We start from the raw sequence: 12,374 nt of genomic DNA on the forward strand, positions 1-12,374 counted from the left end.
AAGCACACCATGAAACCGACCAAGACATTATCGCTATTGACCGCGACGCTGCTGCTGGCGGCATGCTCAGTGGCCCCGGTCTATGAGAAGCCCCAGGTGGAAACGCCGGCGCAATTCAAGGAAGCCTCCACTCATGCAACCGGAGAGCAGTCCAGCCAGTGGAAGACTGCCGAGCCGACGGAACTGAACCACCGCGGCCAGTGGTGGCAGGTCTTCAACGACCTCACACTGGACAACCTGGAGGACGAGGCCCTGGCCGCTAACCAGAACCTGCAGGCCGCCACCGCCAGGCTGGCGCAATCCCGTGCCTTGTTCAAGGACGAGCGTTCCAACCGCTACCCGCAACTGAGCGGCGGCATCAGCCCTGGGCATCAACGCGTATCGCCAGATGCCCAGCGTACAGAGAACGGCAGCGAACAGACATTGTGGCGCGCGCAGGCGCAGTTCGCCTATGAGGCAGACCTGTTCGGCCGCGTATCCTCGCTGGTCAACGCCGCCCAGGCCGATGCGGAACAGAGCGCCGCCCTGCTGCGCTCAATCCTGCTCTCCCTGCAGGCAGACGTGGCGCAGCAATACTTCACCATCCGCGAGCTGGATGCCGAGCGTGACATTTACCAGCACACCGTCAAGTTGCGCGAGCAGACCGTGCAGCTGACGCAGCATCGCTACGATGCTGGCGACATCAGCGAGCTCGAACTGGCGCGCGCCAAGACCGAACTCGCGGCCGCACGCTCTGAGGAGCTGGGCGTGACGCGCCGCCGCGCGATTGCCGAGCATGCCCTCGCCATCCTGCTGGGCAAATCCCCGGCGGAGTTCAGCCTGGCAGTGATTCCGTTGCAACGCATCAGCATCAACGTGCCGGCCGGCTTGCCGTCCTCGTTGCTGGAGCGCCGGCCTGACATCGCAGCCGCCGAGCGCGCGATGGCGGCGGCGAATGCGCGCATCGGCGTCGCCAAGGCGGCCTATTTCCCGCGTCTCAACATCACCGGCGCGCTCGGTTACGAATCCTCCGAGCTGGGCAGCCTATTCGAGTGGTCCAACCGCACCTTCCTGCTCGGCCCTTTGATCGGCACCATGCTCTCGATGCCGATCTTTGACGGCGGCCGCCGCGAAGCCGGGCTGGAACGCGCACGCGCCGTCTACGAGGAAGACGTCGCCAAATACCGCCAGACCGTGCTCAACGCCTTTGGCGAGGTCGAGGACAACCTGGCCAGCCTGCGCATCCTCGACAACCAGTCCGAAGTGCAGGACACGGCCGTCGCCTCGTCGCAACGCGCCAGCCACCTCGCCCAGAGCCGCTACCGCGAAGGCCTGGTCAGCTATCTCGAAGTGATCGATGCCGACCGCACCTTGCTTCAGCAAAAGCGCGTCACCCTGCAGCTCGACGGCGAACGCGCCCGCGCCACGGTCAACCTGATCCGCGCGCTGGGTGGTAGCTGGCAACAGGTGGAACAAGGCACGCCCTTGGCATGGCATCAACCCTAAGCGGTATATAATGCTCCAGTTAGTGCAGGGAATAAGGTAGTAAGCCTGCTCGCAGGCCGATGAGCTGTCATTGACCCAGTGTGACTCTGCCGATATAGATTGGGCGCACTAACCCACGTTAACATCTCAAAGCCCATAGGCGATTAAAGCCTATGGGCTTTGATACATCACCTTTCATCATCACTTCATTTTCGTGTCCGGCGCATCAATCACGATATCGTTCTGCACCGATACCACCCCGCTGACATTCCTTGCCACGATCGCCGCTTGGCTTACCTCTGCCTGCGACTTCGCAGTGCCACTCAAATGGACAGCCCCCAGGTCATCAGACTTTACCTGGATATCCAGGGCACTCAGCATCACATCCTTGGCTAGTGCAGCCTTCACCTTGCCCGTCGTCGCGGTATCCTCGGTATCGCCAGTTAATGGGCCTATATTTTCTGCCAACACAGGAAGCGGCAACCCAAGCACCAGTATCAAATAAAGTGTATTCATCACGCGCATGCGTACCTCCTCAAGATATTCATGTGACATATCTCATCTAGTTTATGCAGCCACGACCATTGCCGCCAGTGGCTCACTTCTGACTGATATGTAGGAATTCTTTAATCATTGATGAGGTTGGTGAGTTCGAATCTCACCGCTCCTCCTCAGGAGATCGCGTAGGCAACAAAAATTGAGAAAAGCACTGGCGCCGCCTGAACAACGCCATGTAACATGAATAGAGATACAGCAATATCCCAGTGGAAGGAACACAGCAATGTCCTCGTTATACAAGAGCCGTGAAGAGCGCGTACAAGATGTGGTCAAGGCCTACATGAACGAACAAAACACAGTGCGCCACTCCCTGACATTTGGCGGCCAGTTCCTGCCTTACACAGAATCAGAAAAAGCCCTCATGCGAGAGGAAAAAGCCTGGGCGCTGGCCCGGCTGGCGATAGACAAGATCATGCGACTGCCGCACATCGTGATCAAGCCTCTGTCAGAGACTTAACCATGATCGTAAATACCTAGTTTCCCATATAGGCCTGCCTCCGTCAGCGAAGCAGGCCAGACACCCTCGAAACGCCTTCATCTGCCTGCTACACAAATAAAAAATGCAGGCTATTCATTTCCTCGAAATTACACCGTTAGCTATGACATAAGATCAATATTTACGCCCCTGACGTATTGATCAATAATGTCTTGAAAGCCTATTCACTGTCTTTTCGAAGATACGTAAACCCTACAAAGAGGCTATTCAAGGCACTCCCTATAAATAAAACGCATCAAGCGCATCATTTTGGAGGGGTAACATGACATGGCCTACTGACTTATGGAATTGCCTGAGAAAAGGCTTTTCCATTGAAAAAGACAAACCCCAGTTACTCACGGCCCAATTCAAGGCATTCTCCAAGCAACTGCCGTTGATGTATGTCATCTTGCTCATCAATAGCTGGATACTAAGCGCCACACACATGTCCAGCGCCCCCAGATGGCTGACCCTGGACTACCCGATTGTATTGACGGTGATATGCATCATTCGATTCTCCTTCTGGTTTCGCACCCGCAAGCATGAGCCTAGCTTGGCATCGACTATGCATGCACTCAATCGCACTACCCTGATTGCAGGCCCTATCTCATTAAGTTTCACCATCTGGGCCATCATGCTGTTTCCTTATGGTGATGCCTATGCGCAATCCCATGTTGCCTTTTATATGGGGATCACCGTAATTGGCTGCATCTTCTGCCTAATGCACTTACGCCCAGCTGCGCTTATTACCGCAGCGGTAGTCAATATCAGCTTCATCATCTTTTTCGCCTCCACCGGCAAGCCTACATTCATCGCAACAGCCGTTAATGTAGGTTTGGTATCCGGCATCATGCTGATGATCCTGCATGTGTATTATCGCGACTTCACCAGGCTAGCGGACGCCCAAGCCCAGGCTGAGGCATTGAGTAATGAAAACCTGCGCTTGGCCAATATCGATAGCCTGACCATGTTGCCCAACCGTCGCAAATTCTTCAGCGAGCTCTATGCCTGTTGCATGCAGGCAGAACAAGATGGCAGCCGCTTTGCCGTGGGCATCCTCGATCTGGATGGCTTCAAACCCGTCAATGACCTGTATGGTCACAGCGTAGGAGATAAACTGCTATTTGCCGTTGGCCAGCGCTTGCTCAAGCTTTGCGATGAAGACACTCATTTGGCCCGGCTGGGCGGAGATGAATTTGCCATCATCATTACGCGAGAAATGGACGATCAGGCGCTACTACTCTTTGGCACCCAATTGTGCGAGTCCTTGCGTCGCCCTTTCATGATTGCAGATACCCTGATACAGATTGCGGCCTCCATGGGCTTGGTCACCTACCCCGATATGGCAGGGAATGCGACTGATCTATTTGAACATGCCGACTATGCGCTTTACCACGGCAAGCGCAATCATCGCAGCATGGTCACGGTATTTTCCACCAGCCACAGAAACATGATCCACCTGGATGCCAGTATTGAGCAGGCACTAAGGAAAGCAGATTTTTCCGAGGAACTGGAAGTCTACTTCCAGCCCATTGTCGACATCACGACAGAAAAAATCGTTGCCTTTGAGGCTCTGGCGCGCTGGGTCAACCCCGTATTAGGACCAATCTCCCCCGCACAGTTCATCCCGGTAGCAGAGCGCACTGGCATCATTAATCAACAAACTCGCATCCTGCTGGAAAAAGCGCTCACAGCAGCCGCCAAATGGCCCGCACATATCCGGCTATCATTTAATTTATCAGCGCACGACCTGAGTTCTCCGGATATCGTGCAGCGCATCGTGCAAATCATCGATCAATCCAAATTTAACCCACGGCAACTGGATATGGAAATCACGGAAACCGCCGTGATGCACGACATAGAACAAGCAAAATGGGCGACAGAACAGATCAGGAAACTAGGCTGTGGCATTACACTGGATGATTTTGGCACTGGGCATTCCAGCCTGAGCCAACTGCACGCTTTATCTTTGAGCAAGATCAAGATAGATCGCAGCTTTGTCACCAATATTGAGAAAAATCCAGCCAGCCTCAAAATCGTCAAATCCCTGCTAGCCCTCAGCCGGGACATGGAACTGGATTGTATTATCGAAGGTGTTGAAACCACCGAGGAAATGGCCGTTATCAAAGAAATTGGCGGCTCCATGGTGCAAGGCTATCTATATTCCAAGCCCATGCCAGCATCAGGTACTGAACAATGGCTGCACAAAAACGCCATGGTGACGGCATAAGACTGCGGAGTGATTTGATATATTGCTACCGAACTCATGTACCACAAGACGCTCAAGCAAAATGATTGGGATAGGAAAAGGTATAGATAGATATCTAGAGATGAAAAAAGGGAAAGCATGAGCTTTCCCTTTTTAATTTGGAGCGGGAAACGAGTCTCGAACTCGCGACCTCAACCTTGGCAAGGTTGCGCTCTACCAACTGAGCTATTCCCGCATTGCTTGACAGCAAAATCATTTACCTGGAGGCGCGAGCCGGAGTCGAACCGGCCTAAACGGCTTTGCAGGCCGCGGCATAACCGCTTTGCTATCGCGCCATAAACAGTATCAGACTAGCCTTTCGGACATCTGATAAAAAAGGAAAGTGCTTGCTGCCACTTTCCCCTTTAAATCCTGGAGCGGGAAACGAGTCTCGAACTCGCGACCTCAACCTTGGCAAGGTTGCGCTCTACCAACTGAGCTATTCCCGCATCGAAAGAAGGCGCTATTCTAAGGATTTTCAGCACTGTGTCAAGCGTATTTCAGGCTGATTATCCAGCCTTCATGCGTGGCCAGGCAGCCTTCAAATAGTAAGCCATTGACACCAATGTCAAAATCGCCGCGATATAAATTAACACTTCGCCGTAAAAACTAATATCCAGCGGCCCTAATGGATCGTAATACAACAGAAAAAGGATAGCTGCCATCTGCACTGCTGTCTTGATCTTGCCTATAAATGCCACTGCCACACTGCTACGCTCGCCCATGCCTGCCATCCACTCACGTAAGGCACTGATCGCGATTTCACGTCCAATAATGATCAAGGCAACGACTGCACCAACACGATCAAGCTCAATCAGTAACACCAAGGCAGCGGCCACCATCAATTTGTCGGCCACAGGGTCGAGGAAGGCCCCAAATGCAGAAGTCTGGTTAAGTACGCGCGCAAGATAGCCGTCAAACCAATCAGTAATTGCCGCAAAGGCAAAGATGAAAGTAGCCAGCACGTTCTTGTCATGCATAGGCAAGGTAGTTTCCGGGAAATAGAATATCCCGACAAAAAGCGGTATACATAAAATACGCATTACTGTCAGGCTATTGGGGACATTCCAGAACATCAGTGCAACTCCTCATAAATTTTCTGCGCCAGTGCATGACTGATACCATCCACCTGCGCAATTTCATCCACGCTGGCATTCTTCACGCCATCCAGGCCACCAAACCTGGTCAACAGGCTTTTGCGGCGCTTGGCGCCTATGCCGCTGATATCTTCCAGGCTGGAATGCATGCGTGCCTTGCCTCGCTTGGCACGGTGTCCAGTAATGGCAAAGCGGTGCGCCTCATCGCGAATCTGCTGCAATAAGTGCAAGCCTGGGTGGTCTTTTTTCAGGCCTACCGGCTCTTCACGCTCGGGGAAGAACATCTGTTCCAACCCCGGTTTGCGCTCTTCGCCCTTGGCAATCCCGACCAACTGGATGTCCAGCAGCCCGACCTCGTTCATCACTTCAACCGCCACGCCCAACTGCCCCTTGCCACCATCAATAAACACTAGGTCAGGGCGTTTACCCTCACCCACAGCAACTTTGCGGTAGCGCCGGGTCAGGGCGTCGCGCATCGCTGCATAATCATCGCCGGGCGTGATACCGGTGATATTGTAACGGCGATACTCGGAATTCTGCATATTGCCCTTGTCGAAGACCACACAGGAAGCCACCGTGGCCTCCCCCATGGTATGACTGATATCGAAGCATTCAATGCGCTCTGTGCCTTCCGGCAAATCCAGTGCCTCACGCAATGCGATCAGCCTGGCCTGCTGATTGGCCTGTTGGGCGACACGCTGACTGAGGGCCAACTCTGCATTGGTTTGTGCCATCTTGAGCCATACGCGTTTATCGCCAATGGGATTGGTATTGATCTTGACCTTGCGCCCGACATGCTCACTGAACACTTCTTCCATCGCCGCGGTTTCCAGGGCTGCGCCCACGATCAATAACGGCGGTATTGCGCCTGCCATGTAATGCTGCTCAAGAAACGCTTCCATGGTGGTTTCCAGATCAGCGCCATCCGCATTCTTGGGAAAGAAGCTCTTATCACCCAAATGATGGCCGCCGCGGATCATGACCAAGTTCACGCACCATTGGCCTTGTAGTTCAGCACAGGCGATCACATCCGCATCACTGACATTGAAATCACTGACGAACTGCTTGGCCTGTACCTGACGCAAGCTCTGGATGCGATCACGGTAGACAGCGGCAAGCTCGTATTCCATTTGCTCGGCAGCCTCGTTCATCTTATCGCCAAGCTCGTCCATCACCTGCTGTTCCTTGCCTTGCAGGAACAGGCTTGCGTGCATCACGTCACGGCGGTAATCATCTTCCGTAATGAAACCGACGCAAGGCGCGGTGCAGCGCTCAATCTGGTGCAACAGGCATGGTCTGGAACGGTTGGCGAACACGGTGTTCTCGCAAGTACGCAAGCGAAACACCTTCTGCAAAAGCTGAATGCTCTCACGCACCGCCACGGCATTAGGGAACGGGCCAAAATAGCTATTGCCCTTACGTTGTGCGCCACGGTGGAAAGCCAGGCGCGGAAAGGCATCCCCGGTCAGGGCGATATAGGGGTAGGACTTGTCATCGCGGAACAGCACGTTGTAGCGCGGCATGAAGCCCTTGATGAGATTATTTTCAAGGAGCAGCGCTTCAGCCTCGGAGCGCGTCACCGTGGTTTCAATGCGCGCAATATTGGACACCATCAAGCGTGTGCGCGCAGAGGGCAGGTTTTTCTGGAAATAAGAGGAAACTCGCTTCTTGAGGTCACGCGCCTTGCCCACGTAGATCACTTCATCCTGGGCATTGATCATGCGATACACGCCAGGCAGGTTGGGCAGGTTTTTTAGTACCGGTTTGGGGTCAAACATAAGCAATCGTAGCTATCAGGCGGCTGGCAGCCACGCAGCAAAGCAAGGTCATTGAGTTAATCACTGTCCAGCAAATCGCCAGCTACAGCCCAGTTTTCACCAGCCACTTCGGTGAACGTAATATAGGTGTAAGACTTGGGCTTCTTGGCAATACGCTCCAAGGTATCGGTGATTTCTTCAGCGATCTTGGCTTTTTGCTCGCGGGTCAATGTACCCGCCACTTTAATATCAACATAGGGCATTTGCTCGTTCTCCTGCTTGGGTAGTCGGGATGTCAGTGCGCCTGATGGCCATGTGCGTGGGTGTGCTCATGATCGTGGTCATCATGATGCCCATCGCACTCATGGCTGTGGTCATGCACATGCTCGTTATTGCTTGTCAGCCAGCAGTTGGCATCGCTATGCGCCGTGCCGATCTCTGGCTGCAAGGTCACATGTTCAATATTGAAGCGTTCGTGCAGCATATGGCTGAGGTTATTCAATACCTCATGCCAATCATGCATATTTTCCAACACCACATGCGCAGACAGCGCGGTTTTTTCAGACGATAGCGACCAGATATGTAGATGATGTACGCCACGCACCTTGTCACTCACGGTCATGGCATGCTCAACCGCCTGGGCATCCAGATGCAAGGGCACACCTTCCATCAGCACGTGCAGCACTTCGCCCAACAGGCGCAATGTAGACACCAGGATCAATACAGAAATGAAGATGGACAAGATAGGATCGATCGGCATCCAGCCAGTGAAGTAAATCACGGCCCCGGCAACAATCGCCACCACCGAACCGAGCAGATCGCCCAACACATGCAGCAAGGCAGCACGACTATTGAGGCTGCTATGCCCACTGTGCAGTATCCAGGCCACCAGAATGTTCACCAGCATGCCGATAAACGCGATCAGCATGACTTCAGCGCCCTGTACTGGCTGTGGGTCGGCAATACGCTGCACGGCCTCATAGACAATACCCACAATCACCGCCAGCATCAGCAACGCATTGACCAAGGCGACGATGACCTCGGCACGTACCAAGCCAAAATTATGCTTGCGCGTTGCTGGCTTGCGCGCAATCCAGCTACCTAGCCAGGCCAACCCCAGGGCAAAGGCATCTGACACCATATGGCCCGCATCACTGAGCAATGCCAGTGAACCTGTCCACCAGCCGCCAATGGCCTCAACGACTGCAAACCCGGCAATCAGCAGCAATGGTAATAACAAGGAGGGCTGACCGCCTCCGTGCGAGTGTGAATGTCCGTGATGATGATGAGCGCCCATAAGGATGTAATGCTAGCAGGCATGGCTGCAATTAAAAAGCTGCGGCTATAAATATCTGCCTCTCAGGCTAGAGATAGCAGCGGTTCGGGAAGTGCATGAATAAACACAATATCCACCCCGTCCTTTATAATGTCGCCACTTTTCTTTAGTCCCTGCCCATGCTCAGTTATCGCCACGCTTTCCATGCCGGCAATCATGCCGATGTCCTCAAGCACTTTGTCCTGCATCAGGTACTTGCATATGCAAACCAGAAGGATAAACCCTACTGGTATATCGACACGCATGCCGGTGCAGGAATGTATGCGCTTGATCATGGCTATGCCACGCAAAATGCAGAGTTCGAGCAAGGCATTGCACAATTATGGCAAGCTGATGATCTCCCTGCCCCACTGCAATCCTTCGTTGACCTGCTCAAGCAGATCAACCCCGGTGCCACGCTCAAGCGCTACCCCGGCTCGCCCGCGGTCGCGCTTGAGCTATTGCGCAGCAGTGATCGCGCACGCCTGTTTGAACTGCACCCCACGGATGCCAAGCTGCTCAGGCAACACTTCAAGCCTGCAGGCCGCCAGGTGCTGATCGAGCAAGAGGATGGATTCGCCGGGCTAAAAGCCGTATTGCCACCACCACCTCGTCGCGCCGTGGTGCTGATAGACCCGCCTTATGAAGAAAAACGTGATTACCAGCGCGTCATCGAGGCATTGAAAGATAGCCTGCAGCGCTTTGCCACAGGTACCTATCTACTCTGGTACCCACTATTGCAACGCCCGGAAGTGGAATTGCTCGCCGACAGATTAACTAAGCTTGGCGCGCCAAGCTGGCTGCATGCCACGCTCAGCATCCATGCGCCTTCACCTGATGGATTTGGCATGCATGGTAGCGGCATGTTCGTGATCAACCCACCCTGGACATTGCCAGCGATCCTGCAAGAAACCCTGCCTTATATGGTGGAGAAGCTAGCAGTAGATGATGGCGCTGAATATACGCTGGATCATCACATCCCCTAACGATTACCGACTTGAATACCCTCTAGCACGAAAGGAAATACCCCATGTCATCCCCAGAACCAAAACGCTCCTTCAAGATGAGCCCGCTCAGCGCCGTGCTGTTTGGCAGCCGCTGGCTGCAACTGCCGCTCTACTTGGGCCTGATCGTGGCACAAATCGTCTACGTTGTCCTCTTTATGCAGGAACTGGGCCACCTCATCGAGCGCCTGCCGCAACTGCACGAAGCCGACATCATGCTCATGGTGCTAGGCCTGATCGACGTAGTGATGATCTCCAACCTGCTGATCATGGTGATTGTCGGAGGTTACGAAACCTTTGTTTCCCGCCTAAACCTCAACGGCCACCCGGATGAACCCGATTGGCTCTCCCACGTAAACGCCAACCTGCTAAAGGTGAAGCTGGCGATGTCCATCATCGGCATCTCCTCAATTCACCTGCTCAAGACCTTTATCAACGTCGAGAACCTGGATGACAAGACCTTGATCTGGCAAACCATCATCCATATGGCTTTTATCGCTTCTGCCGTCTCCATTGCCTGGATAGACCGCATCATGGCACATCCCGATAGCCACAAAGAGCATTAAGCCAACTTCCTCCGGGCCTGATCAAGGCCTGGAGGTTAGTCATGATATTGCCCTGACCACCATCATGACTGCTACAGTCGCCGCGACAACGGCAAAACCTCTTTTCAACGATCTTGCCGTCAAGCATTGCGTCCATCGGCGACCTGCCAGCATTCCCAGCATGGCCCCAGCGACAAAAGGCAAGGCCAGCCAAACATCAAAACTGCCCCACAGCAATGCACTGCCCAGGCTGGATAATGACACCAGCGCAATCACCGCCAGTGAAGTGGGAATCACCGAATGCATATCCAAATTGGAAAGCCTGCCCAGCGCTGGCACAATGACAAAGCCACCGCCCACCCCTACCAGGCCAGAGAGAAATCCAGCCAACCCACCTGCTCCCATTAACGAGAGCGAACATCGACTGGTCCAGCGCAACTTGCCAGTAGCAGGGTCAAGCAGGCAAGCCTGACGCTCCACCCTAGCCAGCCGATTTTTCTGGACAAGATTTTCTGCAGCAACCACCAGCAACAGAAGTGCAAACACGCACATCAGCAGGCGGTTATCCAGTTGATGCGCCACCCATAACCCCAAGGGTGCCATGACAACCCCTATGCCTGCCATCACACACGCTGCACGATAGCGCAACACGCCTTGCCTCAATCCAGCCAAGGCGCCAATACTGGCTGCAACCGCCACGGCAGTGAGGGCAAGTGGCGCAGCCGTCGTCACGGGGATTCCGGTAAAAAACACCAGCAATGGCACCGCAAGTATCCCGCCACCTGCGCCGGTCAAACCCATCAGGAGCCCAACCGTAATGCCCAACAGACACAAGGTCAACATGGCTTACTCCCGCATGCCTGACAACATCCGGTGCAGCCACATCCCCACCACCATGGCGACCGAGAAAATCACAGGACTCATCCACCCGGTCAACACACTGGCCAATGCCGGGCCAGGGCAATAGCCCACCAAGCCCCAGCCCACGCCAAATATGACGGCACCCATGACCAAGCGAACATCAATCAGCCGCTTAGTCGGGATCTGCACCTCTTGCCCCAAGCAAGTATGGCGACGCCTCTTCATCATGCGATAAGCCAGAGCCATCACGGGGATAGCGCCCAGCATGACAAACGCCAGGGATGGGTCCCATTTCCCTGTCAGATCGAGAAAAGCGAGCACTTTTTGTGGATTGGTCATCCCAGAGACAATCAACCCAGCTCCAAACAAGAGGCCAGCCAGCAATGCCGTGATCAAATACATGCTTGCCCCCTCACAGCCAATGACGGAAATAAACCGTCAACATTGCCGTTGCCATGAAGATCATGGTGGCCACGACTGAGCGTGTTGACAGCCGGGCAATGCCGCATACACCATGTCCACTGGTGCAGCCCCCGCCTAATCTGGTGCCAAACCCGACCAATAAACCAGCGATGATCAGCAAGCTCGCATCTTGCGAAACCTGCGCTTCAGGCAAGGCAAACGCCTGCGAATACATCCATGGTGAAGCCACAAGCCCAAGTAAAAAACAAACCCGCCAGGCGCTATCTGATGCGGTAGGTTTGAGCAGCCCGCCAAGAATGCCACTGATACCAGCGATACGGCCGTTAAATACTAATAGCAACGCTGCTGCCGCCCCAATCAACACGCCACCAGCCAATGCGCTTACAGGCGTGGCACTTGCCCAATCCAGCATCACTTGTCACTGCTCCTGCAAGTACATACCCCCAATAAGGAATATGCAGGGCACCAACGCAGCAAGCCGCTCAGCAAAGGCAGCACGCCAACATAAGCCCACACAGGCCCCTGAAACAATCCTGCCCAGGCAATCAACCCCAGCCCAATCAACACACGTAATGCACGATCAACCCCACCTACGTTGGCTTTCATCATCCATACTCCTCAATCAAT

The 12,374-nt window shown here is 54.1% G+C and carries 14 protein-coding genes and 3 tRNA genes; 5 read left to right on the forward strand and 12 right to left on the reverse strand.

Annotation, left to right across the window (positions count from 1 at the left end):
* Nucleotides 1-9: 9 nt before the first annotated feature.
* Nucleotides 10-1,485: an efflux transporter outer membrane subunit gene (locus ACIKP9_RS04785; RefSeq protein WP_400879984.1), complete on the forward strand. Its 1,476-nt coding sequence runs from the start codon at nt 10-12 to the stop codon at nt 1,483-1,485.
* 180 nt (nt 1,486-1,665) lie between these two features.
* Here ACIKP9_RS04785 and ACIKP9_RS04790 read toward each other — a convergent pair whose 3' ends face one another.
* Complete coding sequence (locus tag ACIKP9_RS04790; RefSeq protein WP_400879987.1) at nt 1,666-2,019, reverse strand: BON domain-containing protein; 354 nt, start codon at nt 2,017-2,019, stop codon at nt 1,666-1,668.
* 226 nt (nt 2,020-2,245) lie between these two features.
* Here ACIKP9_RS04790 and ACIKP9_RS04795 point away from each other — a divergent pair, with 226 nt between their 5' ends.
* The gene (locus ACIKP9_RS04795) at nt 2,246-2,479 is read left to right on the forward strand and encodes a hypothetical protein (RefSeq protein WP_400879990.1); all 234 of its coding nucleotides are present in this window, start codon (nt 2,246-2,248) and stop codon (nt 2,477-2,479) included.
* 301 nt (nt 2,480-2,780) lie between these two features.
* A complete protein-coding gene (locus ACIKP9_RS04800) occupies nt 2,781-4,727 on the forward strand; it encodes a putative bifunctional diguanylate cyclase/phosphodiesterase (RefSeq protein WP_400879992.1) in 1,947 nt (648 codons plus the stop codon).
* A 138-nt stretch (nt 4,728-4,865) separates the two neighbouring features.
* Here the strand turns inward: ACIKP9_RS04800 and ACIKP9_RS04805 are convergent.
* The 7 genes from ACIKP9_RS04805 to ACIKP9_RS04835 all read right to left on the reverse strand — a co-directional run bounded on the left by ACIKP9_RS04805 (nt 4,866) and on the right by ACIKP9_RS04835 (nt 8,839).
* A tRNA-Gly gene (locus ACIKP9_RS04805) sits at nt 4,866-4,941 on the reverse strand.
* A 26-nt stretch (nt 4,942-4,967) separates the two neighbouring features.
* Nucleotides 4,968-5,041, reverse strand: a tRNA-Cys gene (locus ACIKP9_RS04810).
* A gap of 77 nt (nt 5,042-5,118) precedes the next feature.
* Nucleotides 5,119-5,194 (reverse strand) — tRNA-Gly (locus ACIKP9_RS04815).
* Nucleotides 5,195-5,254: 60 nt separating this feature from the next.
* Nucleotides 5,255-5,821, reverse strand: a complete 567-nt coding sequence (gene pgsA / locus ACIKP9_RS04820) for a CDP-diacylglycerol--glycerol-3-phosphate 3-phosphatidyltransferase (RefSeq protein WP_400879995.1) — start codon at nt 5,819-5,821, stop codon at nt 5,255-5,257.
* A complete protein-coding gene (uvrC, locus tag ACIKP9_RS04825) occupies nt 5,821-7,620 on the reverse strand; it encodes an excinuclease ABC subunit UvrC (protein WP_400879997.1) in 1,800 nt (599 codons plus the stop codon). The genes pgsA and uvrC overlap by 1 nt, the downstream gene beginning before the upstream one ends.
* A gap of 56 nt (nt 7,621-7,676) precedes the next feature.
* Entirely contained in the window at nt 7,677-7,862 is a 186-nt protein-coding gene (locus ACIKP9_RS04830; protein WP_400880000.1) for a tautomerase family protein, read from the reverse strand.
* 32 nt (nt 7,863-7,894) lie between these two features.
* On the reverse strand, nt 7,895-8,839 hold the full coding sequence (locus ACIKP9_RS04835) for a cation diffusion facilitator family transporter (protein ID WP_400880003.1): 945 nt from the start codon (nt 8,837-8,839) through the stop codon (nt 7,895-7,897).
* A gap of 215 nt (nt 8,840-9,054) precedes the next feature.
* On the opposite strand from ACIKP9_RS04835, the gene ACIKP9_RS04840 reads away from it, so the two are divergent.
* Both ACIKP9_RS04840 and ACIKP9_RS04845 read left to right on the forward strand, forming a co-directional pair.
* Entirely contained in the window at nt 9,055-9,900 is an 846-nt protein-coding gene (locus tag ACIKP9_RS04840; RefSeq protein ID WP_400880005.1) for a 23S rRNA (adenine(2030)-N(6))-methyltransferase RlmJ, read from the forward strand.
* Between the two features lie 44 nt (nt 9,901-9,944).
* The gene (locus tag ACIKP9_RS04845; protein ID WP_400880008.1) at nt 9,945-10,484 is read left to right on the forward strand and encodes a TIGR00645 family protein; all 540 of its coding nucleotides are present in this window, start codon (nt 9,945-9,947) and stop codon (nt 10,482-10,484) included.
* A gap of 39 nt (nt 10,485-10,523) precedes the next feature.
* On the opposite strand, the gene ACIKP9_RS04850 is transcribed toward ACIKP9_RS04845, so the two are convergent.
* From ACIKP9_RS04850 to ACIKP9_RS04865, 4 genes are read right to left on the reverse strand one after another with little or no spacing between them, the layout of a single operon-like run.
* Nucleotides 10,524-11,306 carry a sulfite exporter TauE/SafE family protein gene (locus ACIKP9_RS04850; protein WP_400880011.1) on the reverse strand — a complete coding sequence of 261 codons (783 nt, stop codon included), beginning with the start codon at nt 11,304-11,306 and terminating at the stop codon, nt 10,524-10,526.
* Between the two features lie 3 nt (nt 11,307-11,309).
* Nucleotides 11,310-11,726 carry a DUF6691 family protein gene (locus ACIKP9_RS04855; RefSeq protein WP_400880014.1) on the reverse strand — a complete coding sequence of 139 codons (417 nt, stop codon included), beginning with the start codon at nt 11,724-11,726 and terminating at the stop codon, nt 11,310-11,312.
* A 10-nt stretch (nt 11,727-11,736) separates the two neighbouring features.
* Nucleotides 11,737-12,159: a YeeE/YedE family protein gene (locus ACIKP9_RS04860; protein WP_400880017.1), complete on the reverse strand. Its 423-nt coding sequence runs from the start codon at nt 12,157-12,159 to the stop codon at nt 11,737-11,739.
* Nucleotides 12,159-12,356: a YgaP family membrane protein gene (locus tag ACIKP9_RS04865; protein WP_400880020.1), complete on the reverse strand. Its 198-nt coding sequence runs from the start codon at nt 12,354-12,356 to the stop codon at nt 12,159-12,161. Before ACIKP9_RS04865 ends, ACIKP9_RS04860 begins: the two co-directional genes overlap by 1 nt.
* Nucleotides 12,357-12,374: the final 18 nt, after the last annotated feature.

It is taken from the genome of Methylobacillus methanolivorans (assembly GCF_044751345.1).
In the GTDB taxonomy this organism is placed as follows: Bacteria; Pseudomonadota; Gammaproteobacteria; order Burkholderiales; family Methylophilaceae; genus Methylobacillus; species Methylobacillus methanolivorans.